The following is a 15812-nucleotide window of genomic DNA, read 5'->3' as shown; positions in this document are numbered from 1 at the left end:
CCTCTTACGGCACTGCATTCGTTTGGGCCACCGGTACGCCGGCGGCCCAAACGTCTGTCACGAACCAATTCGCGTCGAGCAGCACCACGTCTGAGGCGAATCCGGGTGCGAGGTAACCGAACCGCTCATCGAAGCTGAGTGCCCTCGCCGGTGAGGCGGTGACTGCGCGAACGGCGAGCACGGGGTCGATGCCGGAGTCGAACAGAGCTGACCTCAGTGCGGCATCCTGAGTCACCGTCGAACCGGCAATCGTGTCGGTGCCAGAAAGCACAGCACGGCCAGCCGCCACGGTCACGTCGAGATCGCCGAGGGTGTACTCGCCGTCGTTCGCGCCCGCCGCAGCCATGGCGTCGGTGATGAGAACGATGCGCTGGGGGGCGGCGAAGAAGGCGATGCGCGCGACCTCCGGATGCACGTGAAAGCCATCGAGAATGAGTTCTAGCGCAACCCTCGGGTCGCCGAGCGCTGCCGTCACGGGCCCCGGTTCGCGGTGCTTGATGCCCGGCATGGCGTTGAAGGCGTGGGTGAGCAGCGTTGCACCCCGATCGAAAGCCTCTTTCGTCAGCGCGAAGTCGGCTTCGGTGTGCCCGATGGCGACTGTCACGCCGGCGTCGGTCAGCTGTTCGATCGCGTCAAGCGCTCCGGGTAGTTCGGGCGCGATAGTGAGCTGCCGCAGGGTTCCACGGGCCGCCGAGAGCAACTGAGCGAGCTCGTCGCGGTTCGGGGTGCCGAGGTGTTTCTGGCTGTGGGCTCCGCGCTGAGCGGGAGCCAGGTACGGGCCCTCGAGGTGACTGCCCAGAATGAGTTCATCGCTCGCGGTGAGCTCGGCGATGGCGGCAAGGCTCGCGCTGAGAGTCTCGATCGGGTTGGCCACCAGGCTGATCACAGAACGCGTCGTGCCGTGCGCCCGATGCACGGCGAGGGCGGCATGAATCTCGTCGGCGCCGTCGTCGAACGCGTGGCCCCCGCCGCCGTGGCCGTGAATGTCGATGAAGCCCGGGGTGACAATGCGGCCGGCCGCGTTGACCACCGAGACGCCGTCGGCAGTCGCCCAGCCATGCCAGCCGGTGCCAATGCCGGTTGCCAGAATAGAGTGCGACCCGAAGGCCACCCAGAAGTCGTCGACAATGCCATCGGCGTCGATCTTTGTCGCGCCGTGGATGACGACGCTCACGAGTACTCTTTGCGGCCCGAAATGATGCCGCTGACCGCGGCGACGACGCCGAAGACGATCGCGACGATGGGCTGCCCCATCACCAGCCAGGCCAGGGCGGCCGAACCCATGATGACGATTTCGACCAGCGCCTTGCCGAACGGATCGAGCCGAATCACCGCGCGGGGCGAACGGAACAACCCCCAGAGCACTATCGCGAACAGGGGCGCACCGATACCGAACACGACGTTCAACGGGGTCGGCCAGGCGACGAAACCCCACAGCCCGAGCGAGAAGAACGCGAAAAGTTCGAGAAAGAAACGCAGAACGTCGTTCGGGCTGAGGCGTACGGGTTGGGTGGCTTGCGGGTTCACGACTGCAATGCTACTGCCGCCGCGGAGCCTGCTGCCGTAGCATGGTGGTGGCTGACGGATATCGTGCGGCCCCGGGCGTGATGCCGACGAGTTGCCCGCCGCTTCATTTAGAGGTTCTCTCGTGACGACATTCGTCAAATCTTCTTCGCCCGTTTCTGCTCGTTTTCCGTATGCCAGGTTGTTCATTCTCGCCATCGCCGTTTTCATCAGTGTGACCGCCGAGATGATGCCCACCGGCCTGCTGCCTCAGATGAGTGCCGAACTCGGCGTCAGCGAGGCGCAGATCGGGTTGCTGGTCACGTTCTTCGCGCTTTCGGTGGTCGTTACGAGCGTGCCGCTGGTCGCCCTTACCAGGCGCTTTTCTCGGCACCGGTTGATTGTGGCTGTGCTTTTCGTCGTGTCGATCGCCAGCCTGTGCTCGGCGCTGTCGCCAAGTTACGAGTGGCTGGTGGGTGCACGAATTCTCGGCGGAATCGCGCACGGCCTGTTCTGGGCGGTGGTGGGCGCCTACTCTGGTCACCTCGTTGCGAAAGAGCACATCGGCCGTGCGGTCGCCATCATCACTTCGGGTGGAACGCTGGCGTTCGTCTTCGGGGTGCCACTGGCCACGGTCGTGGGCCAGAACTTCGGCTGGCGGGTGCCGTTCGCGGCGGTGAGTGGGCTCGGCGTGGTCGCAGCACTGCTCATTCTGAAGTTCTTGCCGCGGGTGCACGCTCCAGCCCCGGTGAAACGGGATGCCCGTTCGGCGGCCGCCTCGGGTGCACGCCGTTCGGCTACCGAACCCCGGGCATCCGCTCGCCGACGTGTGTCGCCGGGTGAACGTTCAGCGACGGGGCTTGGGGGTGTCGTACTGATCTGCGTCACGACCGCGGTCATCATGGTGGGCCATTACGCGCTGTACACCTATATCACGCCATTCTTGACGACGCAGGTGGGAATCGCGCCTGATCACATCGGCGCGGTGCTGTTCGCGAATGGACTGGGCGGGGCGGTCGGGCTGGTGCTGGTAGCCGTGGTGTTCGGGCGCCGCCCGATGCTCGGAATCGTGCTGGCGGTGCTGGTGACGGGCGGAGTCATCACCGTGCTGGCGTTCTTCTCGGGCAACGTGGTCGTGTCGGTCGTGGCCATGGTGATCTGGGGGGCGTCGTTCGGATTGTTGCCCTCGTTGCTGCAGGCTCGACTCCTGCACGTCGCGGCGGCGAGCATTCGCGACACCGCTGTTGCGTTTTTCTCCACGTCGTTCAATGTCGGCATCGCTGCGGGCGCGGTTTTGGGTGGAGTGCTGTTGTCGAATCTCGGGCTCAGTTCGTTGCCGTTCGCGTATCTGGTCGTGCTGGCCGTCTCTGCTGTTCTGCTGTTGGGGTCTGTGCTTATGGCTCATCGTCGGCGGGGGCTGGTGTCGGGGGGCGCGGTGGATTCGGGGGGTGCGGTGGGCTCAGTGGGTGCGGTGGGCTCGGCGGGCTCGGTGAGTGGCGTTGTGCTCGCCGATGGGTCGGAGCCGGGGTTGCCGCAACCGTTGGCTACCGATCAAGCGTTGGGGTCGAATACTGCCGTTATCGACCTGGTGGGGCTGAATTGGCCTGTCGATGGGTCGAAGTAGCGAACCGAGATGGTCGCTGGGCCCGCACTCACTTCTTCAGGCACGTCGAAGGTCGACCCGAAGTTGCCGTCTGAGTTGAGTCGCAGTGCGTTAGACGTTACCGCGACTCCGTTGAAGAAGGCCTCGAAGAGGGCGTCACCGTCGCCGGCAGCGGCTAGAAAGTAGGTCAGATTGCTGAGCGTCGTGCCCTCTGCGGGCGAGAGTATTCGCACGTCGTCGAGAACGATGCCGGTCGCCGGCGTCGGTATCGATCGGCGGCCGTCGCTACTCACCTCTCGCACTGCGAGTCGATGATTTCCGAAGCCGAGGCCGGGAAAGTCGCTCAACCCAAACGAGCCCGTCGCGGCGTCGGCGACCGTTTCGGCGACCACAGGTTCGTCGGCGTCGCTCTGGTCGACGACTTCGACGGTGGATCCGGGGTCTGCCGTGCCGGAGAGCGCCGGGTAGAGCCGGTTGGTGTGGTCGACGGTGAACGTCGCCGTCGGCGTGGGAACGGGGTCGGGCGTGGTGGTCACCGGTGGCGGGGTGGGCGTCGGGTCGGGTGTGCTCGTCGGCGTCGGCGTCGGTGTTTGAGTTGGTGTGGGGGGTGGCGTCGGGGTGGGGTCGGGTGACGGTGGATCGGTTGGCGGTGCGCCTGGCGCAGTGGGGTCGGCAGGATTGACGGGAACGTCGGTGCCCGACGTGCCACCAGTCGCGGGGCTACCAGCTGCCGGGTTACTAGCCGAGGTGCCGCCCGCAGGTTTGCCGCCTGCCCCAGATGCGTTGCCCGAGTGCGCTGCGGCCCCGCCGCTGGTACCGCCCGTGCCGGTGACATCTCCCGTGCCTGAACCCGAGCCAGCGCTTCCGTCGGCCGCCCCCGCAGGCCCGCCGCCCCCGCCTGCAGCGGCGGCGGCAGCCGCAGCAGCAGCGGCTGCTCGTTGGGCGGCGCTGAGCTTCGGCGTTCCGGCCGACGCATCTGCATTCAGCAATCGCTCACCGGAGTTGGAACTGTGCGCACTGTCTGCCCCCGCCAGCGGCCCCGCCGGCGTGCTGCCGACGAGCGGGCCCAGAATGAAAGCGGCTCCCACCGCTGCGGCGACCGCCAGCGCAATGCCCACGAGTGCACTGGTCGACGGAAGGGCGGAGACGACCCCGTCGCTCGAGTGACCCGCTCGTGCAGCCTGCCGACGGGTCGTGCCCTGTGTCGCACGCCGCGCGGAGTGCGCCGCCGACTCGCCAGCACGTGTCTGCCCTGAAGTCGTCTCCGTGACGGATGCCTGTGCCGTCGCGCCGGTTGCCTGCGCAGTCGCGGTGGCGCCCGCACCCTGCGCGGTTGCGGCGGCGGGTGCGTGCGCGCTCGTCGCAGCGACCGAGCCATGGGCGGTTGCAGTTGCGCCAGCTGGCTGCGCAGTCGTGGCGGCCCCTGACCCGTGCGCGGTTGCGGCAGCGGGTGCGTGCGCCGTCGCCGGAGCGTGGCCGGTGAAGGCCTGCTCGAAACGAGGGGCGGGGGTGAGCGGCGGCAGCGCGGTGGCCGCACCGGCGGTGAGGGTGGCGGCCGACGCACTGCTGCCGCCCTGGAGCCACACGGTGTAGGCGAGCGCACCCGCGATTCCGGCGGCGAGGGGGAGGAGTACGAGCGCGAGTCGCGAGCCGACATCGCGGGCTTCTTCGTCGACGATGCTGCACGAGGGGCACGTTTCGAGGTGCGCCTGAATGCGCTTGGTCTCGCGCGGGCCGAGGCTGCCCCGCGTGTACGAACCGAGCTTCTCGATCACTCCGGAGCAGTCGCTGTTCGCCGAGCGAACGAGGTGCGCCTGAATCCAGGCCTGGCGCAGACCCTCACGGGCGCGAAAAGTGAGCGCCGAGACGGCGTTCGGCGTCATGCCGAGCAGCGGAGAGATCTCTTGCGATGACAGCTGTTCGACCTCGCTGTACCAGAGCGCCTCTTGCCAGCGGGTCGGCAGCGAACGAAATGCTTGCGCCGTGAGGCTTTTGTCGAGGGCGAGCAGAGTTTCGGTGTCTTCAGAAGAGGGGTCTGCCAGAGCATCCAACTCGTCACTGGCGTCGACGATGTTGCCCTTTCGCCACTGCATGGCCACGTTGCGAATGGTGCTGAAGAGGTACGGGCGAAAGGCCGCAGTGGGGCCGCCGCCACCCTTGATGGCCTGCAGCACCTTCGCAAAACTCTCGGCGACCACGTCGTCAGGGTCGAGGGCGTAGCTGCGGGCGACCGTGCGCCCAGCCCGCGAATGCCTGTTCCAGAGTTCACCGAAGGCACGGGAGTCGCCGTCGCGGGTGCGCTGCACGAGTTCGAGGTCGCTGGGGCCGCATTCGACGTCAGGAACAGCGTGGGCGCCGATGGGGCCTACGTTCGACACGATAACCACTACCTTTCTGCCCCCCTGGCGCAATCGCCGATAGATTCTCATCTCATACTAGCCGAACAGTGAACAATACTCATACTCATAAGAAAATTCAACGCTGCTATGCTGTTCTCGTCGCAACTGGCGTTCAGATGGCTACCATCGGGAAGCGACTTGACACGGATTCGGCCGCTCGCCTGGGTCGCTACGGAATCACCGAACCTTCTTCCGCCCTGTCACGAACGAGGAGTCATCTTGACCATCAACGCCCCCGCCACACCCTCAACAGCCAGCTCGCTACCGACCACGTTCAACGACCCGCTCTCGAGCGTCGACCCGGAGATCGCCGCCGTTCTGCAGAGCGAACTCGGCCGCCAGCGCGGCACCCTCGAGATGATCGCGAGTGAGAATTTCGTGCCGCGCGCCGTATTACAGGCGCAAGGTTCGGTGCTTACCAACAAGTACGCCGAGGGCTACCCGGGTCGCCGTTACTACGGCGGCTGCGAGTTCGTCGACGTCGCTGAGAACCTCGCCCGCGACCGCGCGAAGGCGCTGTTCGGTGCCGAGCACGCCAACGTTCAGCCGCACGCCGGCGCGCAGGCGAACGCTGCTGCGCTGATGGCGCTCGCGACCATCGGCGACACGATTCTCGGCCAAGAACTCGCCCACGGCGGCCACCTCACGCACGGTATGAAGCTCAACTTCTCGGGCAAGAACTACAACGCGACCTCCTACGGTGTCGACCCTGAGACCTACCTGGTCGACATGGATGTGGTGCGCGCCAAGGCCCTCGAGTACCGCCCAACGGTGCTCATCGCGGGCTGGTCGGCGTACCCTCGTCAGCTCGACTTCGCGGCGTTCCGCTCCATTGCCGACGAGGTGGGCGCCAAGCTCTGGGTCGATATGGCGCACTTCGCCGGCCTGGTGGCTGCGGGGTTGCATCCATCACCCGTGCCCTACGCCGATGTCGTCACCTCCACGGTGCACAAGACGCTCGCCGGCCCGCGCAGCGGTGTGGTGCTGAGCACGGCCGAATACGCCAAGAAGGTCGACTCGGCGGTGTTCCCCGGCCAGCAGGGCGGCCCGTTGATGCACGTCATCGCTGCCAAGGCGACGGCATTCAAGCTCGCGGGCGAGCCGGAGTTCAGAGACCGCCAGCAGCGCACCATCGATGGCGCCAAGATCGTCGCCGAGCGCTTGACAGCGGCTGACACGGTAGCTGCGGGCGTGAGCGTTCTCACCGGCGGTACCGATGTGCACCTCGTGCTCGTCGATCTGCGCAATTCGCCGCTCGACGGCAAGCAAGCCGAAGACATTCTGCACGAAGTGGGCATCACCGTGAACCGCAACGCGATTCCGTTCGACCCGCGCCCGCCCATGGTCACTTCGGGCCTGCGCATCGGCACCTCGGCGCTCGCGACGCGTGGTTTTGGCGACGCAGAATTCACCGAGGTGGCCGACATCATCGCAACGGCCTTGAAGCCCACGCCCGACGTTGACGCGCTGCGCGCCCGCGTTCTGAAGTTGACCGACGGCTACCCGCTGTACGACAGCCTCGAGAATTGGTGACTCCGTGAGCGATGCGGCCGAGGCTGCTGCGGCTGAGCCGTCCGCCCCAGAGGCGGCCGCGGTCGTGCCGTCGACCCCGGATGCTCCTTCGGCCGCACCCGAACCCTCCGGCGGCCATTTCGCCACCGGCGAGCAGTTCAGCCTGCGGTTCGCCGGCGCGCGCGGTCTCTCGACGGCCGTCGTCACCGAACTCGCTGCCTCGCTTCGCGAACTCGTACTGCAGGGCATCCACTCGGTCGAAACGCACTCGGCCGACGTGCTGCCACTCATGGGCTCAGGCCTTGTTCTCGTGCCCTGGCCCAACCGAATTGCGGATGCCCGCTGGCAGTTGAACGGCAAAACCCAGCAGCTCGACATCACTGAGCCCGCGACGGGCAACGCCATTCACGGGTTGCTGCGTAACACCGCCTACCGTCTCGTGCAGAGAACGGAAAGCAGCATCACCCTCGCCGCAAGGGTCTTTCCGCAGCACGGCTACCCGTTTCTGCTCGACACGAGCGTCGAATACGCCCTCAGCGATGAGGGTCTCACCGTGACCCACACGCTCGTGAACCGTTCGGCAGACGCGGCGCCCGTGGCGGTCGGTGCGCATCCGTATCTCCGAGTTGGCGGGGTGCTTGTCGACGATCTGGTCGTGACGGTCGCCGCCGGCACGCAGTTCGAAGTGGATGCCCGTTCCATTCCCACCGCCGAGGTCAACCTCGACGGCTCACCCTTCGACCTTCGCCGAGGGCGCCGTGTGGGCGACCTCGCCATCGACCACGGTTACGGAGATGTCGCCGTGGTCGAGGGGCGCAGCACGCACTCAGTCACCGCACCCGACGGCTCGGCGACCGAACTCTGGGGCGATGAGAACTTCGGCTACGTGCAGGTCTACACGCCGAATAACTTCCCCCGCGAGCAGGGCCCGGGCTACGCGGTCGCCATCGAGCCGATGACGGCCCCCGCCAACGCCTTCAACTCGGGCCGCGGCCTCCGCTGGCTCGCCCCGGGCGAATCGTGGTCGGTGCGCTGGGGCATCCGCCACCGCCCCGCCTGACTTCCCGCCCGAAACGACATTCCACCGGGTGAGACCTCGTTTTCGGGCGAGCTGGTGGAGCTAGTTCTCGACGTTCGGGGGAGTGGCGTCTACCTCGCCGACGAAGTTGTAGGGAATCGGCTCTACGGTGCCCTCGCCGAGGGCCCAGGTGCGAACCGAGGTGGCGCCGCCAGCCTCGAAGGTGAGCTCGACGAGGTCTTGGTAGGCCCCGTTCACGTAAGGCAATTCGATGACCTCGGCATTGCCGACCGTGGTCGGCCCGATGAGTTCTGCTTTGTAGGTGCGTTCGTCGGTCATGGCGTGTTCGCTCTTTTCGTCTCTCAAATCGCGTCGCTGCGTTTGTATTCAGCGTAGGGGCCGCTCCGGTCGCGCGTAAGGGTCAGTGAGTGCACGTTCTCCCAGATGTTCAACGCCCCACTTCGAATAAACTAGTGACAGTGCGGCAGACGGCCGCCAGTGAGGGGCACCCGATGACGTCGACACTGTATGACATTGAATTTCAGACCGCCGACGGCGATACCGTCACCCTCGATTCGTACCGTGACCAGGTGCTTCTGGTGGTGAACGTCGCCTCGAAGTGCGGCCTCACCCCGCAGTACGCCGACCTTCAGCAGCTGCAGACCGAGTACTCGGGTCGTGGGTTCAGCGTCGTCGGCTTTCCGTGCAACCAATTCAACGGGCAAGAGCCGGGCACCGACGCCGAAATTCAGGAGTTCTGTTCCACCACGTTCGGTGTCGACTTTCCGGTCTACTCCAAGATCGAGGTGAACGGCGACGGTCGTCATGCCCTCTACTCCGAGCTCACCGAGGTTCAGGATGCTCAGGGCGAGGCCGGAGACGTGCAGTGGAACTTCGAGAAGTTCTTGATCGCCCCCGGCGGCACTGTGGTGTCGCGACTTCGCCCTCGCATTACGCCTCGCGACCCTGAGTTCGTGGCCCTGATCGAGGCCAATCTGCCTGCCTGACCCTCGCCCGTTCGACTCCCGCGCGAACGCGCACCGCTGACGGCGGAGCGCTGCCATACTCTTACCGTGAAGAAGTGGGCAGCAGTCATCATTCTGGGCATGGCTCAGTTCGTGATGGTGCTTGACAGCACGGTGATGAACGTGTCGATTTCGACGGTCGTGAAAGATCTCGACACGACCGTCGCCGCGATGCAGGGCGCCATCACGTTCTACACGCTGACGATGGCCGCTGTAATGTTGTTGGGCGCGAAGCTCGGCGACATCTGGGGGCGTCGGCGCGCCTTCGTGATCGGCGCCATCGTTTATGCCTGCGGGTCGCTGATCACGGGGCTCGCTCCGAATATCGTGATGCTGTTTCTCGGCTGGTCGGTCATCGAGGGTCTCGGCGCGGTTCTGGTTATTCCGGCCATCGCGGCGCTTGTTGCCAATAACTACTCGGGTCGCGATCGGGTGACGGCCTACGCCATCATCGGCGCCATCTCAGGGGGTGCCGTGGCTGCCGGGCCGCTGATCGGCGGCTTCGTCACCACGTACTTCAGCTGGCGATACGTATTCTTTGGCGAAGTCGTCATCATGGCCGCTGTTCTCGTGCTGTCGAGAGTGGTCAGCGACACCAGCGTGCCGCAGAAGATTCGCTTCGATATGCTGAGCGTGCTGCTCTCGGCGCTCGGGCTGGTGCTGGTGGTGTTCGGAATGCTCCAGAGCAAGACCTGGGGGTGGATTCTGCCCGAGCATCCACCAGAGATCAACGGGGTGAAGATCGAACCGCTCGGTCTGTCGCTGGTTCCGTATTTCATCATCGGTGGAGCCGTGCTGCTCTGGTTGTTCGTGGTTCGGCAGCGCTACCTGATAAAGGTCGGCCGTGCGCCGCTGGTACAGGTGTCGATGTTCCGCATTGCACAGTTGCGGGCCGGGCTCTCGGTGCTTGCGGCCCAGTACGCGATCACCGCGGCGATTTTCTTCATGATTCCGGTGTATCTGCAGATGACACTCGGGCTCGACGCGCTGAGCACCGGACTGAAGATCTTTCCGCTGTCGATTTCGCTGATTGTATTCTCGATCGTCGGTACCAGGCTCACTGCGATCTGGTCGCCGCGACAAATTGTTCGGCTCGGCCAGATCATTCTCGTCGGCGCATCGATCTTCTTGCTGGCCTCGGTATCGCTCGACCTGAAATCGGTGCCCTTCGCGGTGGGCATGTTCCTTGCGGGTGCGGCTCTCGGTCTGCTGGCCTCACAGCTCGGCAACGTGAACATGTCGGCCGTCACCGAAGAGCAGACCAGCGAGGTGGGTGGCCTGCAAGGGGTGTTTCAGAACCTCGGCTCGTCGCTCGGAACAGCGTTGATCGGTTCGGTGCTCATCGGCTCTCTCGCGAGCGGTTTTCTCGGCTCGGTGAGTTCAAGCGATCTGCCCGACTCGGTCAAATCGCAGGTGAGCGCAAGCACTCAGGCTGGGGTCGAGATCGTGCCCGTGGCGAGTGTGCCCGCGCTCGCCGAGAAAGCGGGAGTCACGCAGGCACAGGCCGATGAGCTGACCTCGCTGTACAGCGACTCGCAGGTTTCAGCGCTGCGGTTGTCGTTCTTCGTGCTGACCGTGATAGCGATTGTGTCGCTGTTGTTCTCGAAGAACATCCCGACCCAGCTTGTGGGCGGCGGTGCGCCGAAACCCAGGGCGAAACGCCGGCAGCCGCGAAGCGCCTAGCGCGACTGCCTTGCTGGCGGCGGGCGCGGCCAGCGGCACGAGGCGGCCGACATGGCGGGCAGCGGCCAGCGAGAAGCGTCAGGCCGGGTCGAGTGCGCCGCGATCGCGTGCGAACCGGCAGAGGGCCGCCGCTGCGATCGCGAAAGCGAGCGGCAGCGCGCAGAACACCAGAAGGTCGGTGCCCATCAGCTCGCCCCGAGTCGTGGCGTTGAGCACCAGGCCGAGGGCGCTGATGATGCCGGCGTCGAGCGCCAGCACGATGGCGATGCGGTTACCGTCTCGAAAGCTGTAGATCACAGCCGCAACGCTCGCGAAGAAGATCACAAGGCTGAGCAGAAACGTCCAGATGGAGATCACGAGTCGTAGCCTACCAACGCGTCGCATCGGTTTCGCGCGCACCGCTTTCGCGCGAGCCGCCGCGGCGCGTCAGCAGTCGGGCAGATCGAGCAGGTTGTTGCGCGACGAGTCGTCGCGGTCGGCTCGAAGGTACCCACCGCCCGCATCGGTGGCGTGGATGACCGTGGCCCGCTGATTGGGCCACGACACCACATACGTGTACTGGCCCACCTCGATGTCGAGAATGACGTCGGCGGCAGTAAGCAGCACCCCCGGCTGGTCTTCGCACCCGAAGTGGGTGATGTATCCGGTGGCACTTTTTCGCGTTGCTGTGACGCGTCGAACAGTCATGACGTCTCCTCGAGGCCCTGGGCTTGCGCGCTTCGCGCAGGCTCTGGTAACCCAAAAGACTAGCCCTGGCGGCACGGGGTGTGCCACGCAGGAGTAACAGTTGTCTGAGCATCCGCTCATCGACGCGAGGCTTGCGGTCGGGGTTGGATGCCCGGGTCAGCTGCCCGGGTCAGCTGCCCGCGACGGCTGCGGCGATGGCGGTGACGTTGGCGGTCATCCACCTGATGAAGTCGTCGCCCGCGGGCAGCGTCTCGGTCACCGGCACGACGGCCACACCCGCCGACTTCGCGGCGTTCAGAACGGCGTCGGTCTGGGGCCCGGGGGTCTGCGAGTTGTAGGCGAGCACGGCGACCGCGTGCGAGCTGAACAGCGAAAGAGTCTCGGCCAGCACGGTCGGGGCGGCGTCAGTGCCGTCTTCGATCGCCTTGCTGAACGCGTCGGGGGTCTTGTTCGTGAGCCCCATGGCGGTGAGCATGTAGAGCGGAACGGGCTCGGTGATGGCCGCTCCGGCACCGGCCGCCACGGTTTTCGCTGCGGCCTCGGCGGCTTCGATGGTGGTCAGCTTTGCCTGAAATGACGCGGCGTTCGCGGCGAATGTCGCGGCGGAGGCGGGGTTGGCAGCCGTGAGCGCTGTGCTGAGCTGTTCGACCACCTTGCTGACGGTGGGCATGTCGTACCAGAGGTGCTCGTTGAATTCGCCGCTGGCCGGGTTCTGGTCGAAGCCCGAGATATCGGCCGCGTTCAGCACGGTTGCCTCGGTGTTCTTTGCGCTGCTCAGCATGGCGCCGACGAAGTCGTCGTATCCGCCGCCGTTCTCGATGACGATCTGCGCCTTCGAAAGCGCCAACTGGTTCTGCGCATCGGCCTGGTAATCGTGCGGATCTTTGTCAGGGTCGTCGATGATCGACGTCACTGACACCTCGCTGCCGCCGATTTGTGCGGCGATGTCGCCGTAGACGTTAATCGACGCGACGATCTGGATGGGCGCGGCGCCCGAGTTGGTCTGCGCCGATGAGCCGGCTGCGGTCGGTGCGGCGGCCGAGCATCCGGCAAGCGATGCTGACAGCGCGACAAGCGCGGTCGCGGCGATGGTGATCGAGACAAGACGCGGGGTGCGGCGCATGACGTGGTATCAGTCTTCCGTTCGATGTGACATGTGCGGGGTGTCGGTGTGGCGCACCCGACAACTAACACTAATGATATTCATTATCAATTAAGAAATCGGGACTGATCTGGTGCGGGCATGCTCGCTCGGGCAGCAGGATGGAAGGGGCGAGCAGCGAGCGACAGCAGCAGTGGATTCGAGGACACGATGAACGGTGACGACGAGGTTCTCGTTACCGGCGGTTCAGGGTTTCTGGGCGCGCACTGCATCGTGCAGCTGCTCGAGGCCGACTATCGGGTGCGAACGACCGTGCGTTCGGCCGAGCGCGAGGCAGACGTGCGTGCCCTCGTCGCGGCCGGGGGAGTCGACCCCGGCGCTCGGCTCTCGATCGTCACAGCGAATCTCATGTCGAGCGAGGGCTGGGCCGATGCGGCTGCCGGATGCACGTTTGTGCTGCACACGGCCGCGCCGAGCCCGCTCACCGAACCCGACAACCCGAACACCGTCGTGGCGCCGACGCGCGACGGCACCATTCGCGTGTTGCGCGCCGCTCGCGACGCTGGCGCGCGACGCGTCGTGTTCACTTCATCGTTCGGTGCCGTGGGGTACGGCACGCCCGCGACGAAAGGCGTCGCGGAGAGTGGCGCCGCGAATGGGACTGCGGCGAATGACGCCGAGAATGCCCGCGCTGAGGCGAACCCGGCGAGCAGCGCGGGTCGCCTCTATGACGAAACCGATTGGTCGAGCACGAAAGGCGAACTCGGCGCGGGCATCTGGGCGAAAACGCTTGCCGAGCGCGCTGCGTGGCAGTTCATGGCGGCAGAGGGCGGCGATCTCGAGCTGGCGGTGATCAACCCGGTGAGCATGTTCGGCCCCCTTCTCGGCCCGCGCCTGCCCACATCGGTCGCCACGCTGAAGAACCTCCTCAACGGCACCATCGCGGCCCTGCCGAACGCTTCGCTCTCCGCCGTCGATGTGCGTGACGTCGCCGAGCTGCATCTGCTGGCGATGACTAACCCCGAGGCGAGCGGTGAGCGTTTTCTCGCCTCGACCGGCTCGCCGCTCACCTACCTGCAGATCGCCGAGCTGCTGAAATCGCGCCTCGGCGACGACGCGAAAAAGGTGTCGACGCGCCGGCTGCCTGACTGGATGGCCTGGATCGCATCGCCCTTCTCACCCGAAATCGGCGCTATTCTGCCGCAGCTCGGGCCGCCGAAGCGGGTGAGCAACGCGAAGGCGAAGCGGATGCTCGGCTGGGCCCCGCGCACGAACGTGGAGGCCATTCTCGCCTGCGCCGAGAGCCTGATCGACCGCGGTCTGATCACGACGCGCGCCTGATTCCGCTCGCTGTTCGTTCGCTTTTCGCTCGTTTCGGCTTGGATGACGGCATGTGACGGCGGCGGTTAGTTCGGTCGAGGGTGGCAGTCGTACGGTTCGTAAGAGCGAAAGGAATCTGATGGCGAGAGTTGTGCAGTACCGCAGTTTTGGTGGGCCCGAAGTGCTGGAGGTCGCCGAGGTGGAGACCCCACGGGCATCCACTGGTCACGTAGTCGTCGAGGTGCGAGCCGCCGGGGTGAACCCGGTCGATACGAAACTGCGTCGCGGGCTGCGCTCGACCGGGCCGCTCACCGAGGCGCGGGGTGTGGGGTCTGACGCGGCCGGTGTCGTGGTCGAGGTCGGCGATGGTGTCACCGACTGGAGCGTCGGCGACGAGGTCGTCGTGCGCGGGGCATCGGCGGCGTACGCGACCCACGTGGTGGCTGCAGCGGCGCAGCTGACCGACAAGCCGGAGTCGCTCGATTGGCCGCAAGCGGCTGCGCTCGGTGTGCCGGTGGGCACCGCATATCAAGTGCTGCGTTCGCTCGACGTCGGGCCCGAGACGAAACTGTTGATTCACGGCGGATCGGGTGGGGTGGGCCAGGCGGCGGTGCAGTTCGCGACCGCCTGGGGAGCCACGGTGATCGCTACGGCGAGCCCTTCCAACCACGATCGATTGCGTGAGCTCGGCGCCATTCCGGTGGCTTACGGGCCGGGGCTAGCCGAGCGTGTGCGCGAGGTCGCGCCGCAGGGAATCGACCTGGTGTTCGATGCGGCGGGCACCGACGAAGCGCTCGAAGCCTCATTCGAGCTCGTCGACGACCGAAACAACATCGCGACGATAGTGGTCGGCGGTCGTGCCGCAGACCTGGGCATTCGCGCGTGGGCGGGCGGTAGCCCCGTTCCGCTCACCGACGAAGAGCTGCGCCTGCGCGTCGAGGCCCTCGCGGTAGCGGCGCAACTGCTCGCGGCCGGCGAGTTCGAGATCGAAGTTTCGCAGCAGTTCTCGCTCGACGAGGCGGCCGAGGCACACCTCCTCAGCGAGACGGGTCACGTGCGCGGCAAAATCGTCATCGTTCCCTGACGTCGGTTTCCAACCGGTCGCGGTACGTCGTCAGGAGACGATCTGTGGTTGGTCATGTAGAGTGTCATTAGAGCGCATTACGCGCGACAAATTGGCGACATTTGAGAGACTCGCTTGATCGGAGACGGAGGAGAAATTGCCTACACAACCAGAAGTTCAGGCGAGGGCGGCGAACCAGCAGGTTCGATCGACTGCGCACAGCGAATCCATTCAGATCAGTGCGCAAGACATCAGCGGTGAACTCACTCGAGTGCTCGGCAGACAGCTTCTCGCGGTGATCGTTTCAAAATCACCCAGAACAGTGCAACGGTGGGTCGACGGCGATACCGAACCTGGTGTCGACGACGAGCGCCGTATGCGCGATGCGTATCAGATTTACGCGTTTCTTTCGGGGGTAGAGGGCGACCACACAATTCGGGCCTGGTTCATGGGAATGAACCCGCAGCTCGAAGACGTGGCACCGGCCGAGGCTCTCGCTGAAGGTCGCGCCAGAGATGCGATGGCGGCCGCTCGTGCGTTTGTGAATGGTGGCTGAACCTCAGTCGGTCACTTGCCCATCGACGCTGTGGCGTGTCGGCCGCTCACCCGTTCCTCTTCACTTTTCTTCGATCACGCCCATCGACGCGGCGCGTCAATCCGCGGGCAATCGGTTTGATGTTCCGGGCGGTGGCGTTCTCTACGCTGCGTCATCGCCGTCAGGTGCATTCGCTGAGACGCTCGCGCGATTCCGGCCGACGACCCGAATGCGGAGCCTTCCGATCGAACGTGACGAACATCTCATGGCTGTCGGCGGGGTGCCTGCCGATTGGCGCACACGGCGGCAGCTTGTCTCGCTGAGGCTCCGTGACCCGCTTCCGTTTTAGACGTTGACGCTCC

The 15812-nt window shown here is 65.5% G+C and carries 16 protein-coding genes and 1 riboswitch; of the genes, 9 read left to right on the top strand and 7 right to left on the bottom strand.

Going from position 1 to position 15812, the window contains the following annotated elements; translation table 11 throughout:
• Window positions 1-4: 4 nt before the first annotated feature.
• Entirely contained in the window at window positions 5-1174 is a 1170-nt protein-coding gene (gene nagA / locus IEX24_RS05855) for an N-acetylglucosamine-6-phosphate deacetylase (protein ID WP_188675207.1), read from the bottom strand.
• A complete protein-coding gene (locus IEX24_RS05850) occupies window positions 1171-1527 on the bottom strand; it encodes a YrdB family protein (protein ID WP_229715124.1) in 357 nt (118 codons plus the stop codon). The genes nagA and IEX24_RS05850 overlap by 4 nt, the downstream gene beginning before the upstream one ends.
• 121 nt (window positions 1528-1648) lie before the next feature.
• On the opposite strand from IEX24_RS05850, the gene IEX24_RS05845 reads away from it, so the two are divergent.
• On the top strand, window positions 1649-3127 hold the full coding sequence (locus IEX24_RS05845; protein ID WP_229715123.1) for an MFS transporter: 1479 nt from the start codon (window positions 1649-1651) through the stop codon (window positions 3125-3127).
• Here the strand turns inward: IEX24_RS05845 and IEX24_RS05840 are convergent.
• Complete coding sequence (locus IEX24_RS05840; RefSeq protein ID WP_188675202.1) at window positions 3055-5484, bottom strand: sigma-70 family RNA polymerase sigma factor; 2430 nt, start codon at window positions 5482-5484, stop codon at window positions 3055-3057. The genes IEX24_RS05845 and IEX24_RS05840 overlap by 73 nt on opposite strands.
• A 112-nt stretch (window positions 5485-5596) precedes the next feature.
• A riboswitch (ZMP/ZTP riboswitch) is annotated at window positions 5597-5679 on the top strand.
• Between the two features lie 51 nt (window positions 5680-5730).
• On the opposite strand from IEX24_RS05840, the gene glyA reads away from it, so the two are divergent.
• Together glyA and IEX24_RS05830 are read left to right on the top strand one after the other, a co-directional pair.
• Entirely contained in the window at window positions 5731-7038 is a 1308-nt protein-coding gene (gene glyA, locus IEX24_RS05835; protein WP_203585920.1) for a serine hydroxymethyltransferase, read from the top strand.
• Window positions 7039-7042: 4 nt separating this feature from the next.
• The gene (locus tag IEX24_RS05830; protein WP_229715122.1) at window positions 7043-8077 is read left to right on the top strand and encodes an aldose 1-epimerase family protein; all 1035 of its coding nucleotides are present in this window, start codon (window positions 7043-7045) and stop codon (window positions 8075-8077) included.
• Between the two features lie 60 nt (window positions 8078-8137).
• On the opposite strand, the gene IEX24_RS05825 is transcribed toward IEX24_RS05830, so the two are convergent.
• Window positions 8138-8374, bottom strand: a complete 237-nt coding sequence (locus IEX24_RS05825; RefSeq protein ID WP_188675197.1) for a hypothetical protein — start codon at window positions 8372-8374, stop codon at window positions 8138-8140.
• Window positions 8375-8547: 173 nt separating this feature from the next.
• Between IEX24_RS05825 and IEX24_RS05820 the strand changes: the two genes are divergently transcribed.
• Together IEX24_RS05820 and IEX24_RS05815 are read left to right on the top strand one after the other, a co-directional pair.
• The gene (locus IEX24_RS05820) at window positions 8548-9042 is read left to right on the top strand and encodes a glutathione peroxidase (RefSeq protein ID WP_188675193.1); all 495 of its coding nucleotides are present in this window, start codon (window positions 8548-8550) and stop codon (window positions 9040-9042) included.
• Between the two features lie 66 nt (window positions 9043-9108).
• Window positions 9109-10743 carry an MFS transporter gene (locus IEX24_RS05815; RefSeq protein ID WP_188675191.1) on the top strand — a complete coding sequence of 545 codons (1635 nt, stop codon included), beginning with the start codon at window positions 9109-9111 and terminating at the stop codon, window positions 10741-10743.
• 78 nt (window positions 10744-10821) lie between these two features.
• On the opposite strand, the gene IEX24_RS05810 is transcribed toward IEX24_RS05815, so the two are convergent.
• From IEX24_RS05810 to IEX24_RS05800, 3 genes are all read right to left on the bottom strand, one after another.
• Window positions 10822-11100, bottom strand: a complete 279-nt coding sequence (locus tag IEX24_RS05810; RefSeq protein ID WP_188675188.1) for a hypothetical protein — start codon at window positions 11098-11100, stop codon at window positions 10822-10824.
• 69 nt (window positions 11101-11169) lie between these two features.
• A complete protein-coding gene (locus IEX24_RS05805) occupies window positions 11170-11430 on the bottom strand; it encodes a DUF3892 domain-containing protein (RefSeq protein WP_188675185.1) in 261 nt (86 codons plus the stop codon).
• A 169-nt stretch (window positions 11431-11599) separates the two neighbouring features.
• Window positions 11600-12553 carry a metal ABC transporter solute-binding protein, Zn/Mn family gene (locus IEX24_RS05800; RefSeq protein ID WP_188675182.1) on the bottom strand — a complete coding sequence of 318 codons (954 nt, stop codon included), beginning with the start codon at window positions 12551-12553 and terminating at the stop codon, window positions 11600-11602.
• Between the two features lie 189 nt (window positions 12554-12742).
• Here IEX24_RS05800 and IEX24_RS05795 point away from each other — a divergent pair, with 189 nt between their 5' ends.
• The 4 genes from IEX24_RS05795 (at window position 12743) to IEX24_RS20015 (ending at window position 15799) form a co-directional block, all read left to right on the top strand.
• A complete protein-coding gene (locus IEX24_RS05795; protein ID WP_188675179.1) occupies window positions 12743-13873 on the top strand; it encodes an NAD-dependent epimerase/dehydratase family protein in 1131 nt (376 codons plus the stop codon).
• Window positions 13874-13991: 118 nt separating this feature from the next.
• Window positions 13992-14936, top strand: a complete 945-nt coding sequence (locus tag IEX24_RS05790; RefSeq protein WP_188675176.1) for an NADP-dependent oxidoreductase — start codon at window positions 13992-13994, stop codon at window positions 14934-14936.
• A 136-nt stretch (window positions 14937-15072) separates the two neighbouring features.
• Window positions 15073-15471, top strand: a complete 399-nt coding sequence (locus IEX24_RS05785; protein ID WP_188675173.1) for a hypothetical protein — start codon at window positions 15073-15075, stop codon at window positions 15469-15471.
• Window positions 15461-15799 (top strand): RES family NAD+ phosphorylase, encoded by a 339-nt coding sequence (locus tag IEX24_RS20015; protein ID WP_203585882.1) that lies wholly within the window; start codon window positions 15461-15463, stop codon window positions 15797-15799. Before IEX24_RS05785 ends, IEX24_RS20015 begins: the two co-directional genes overlap by 11 nt.
• The last annotated feature ends 13 nt before the right edge of the window (window positions 15800-15812 follow it).

This window comes from Subtercola lobariae, assembly GCF_014640255.1.
GTDB lineage: Bacteria > Actinomycetota > Actinomycetes > Actinomycetales > Microbacteriaceae > Subtercola > Subtercola lobariae.
This window is presented reverse-complemented; position numbering and strand designations above follow the sequence as displayed.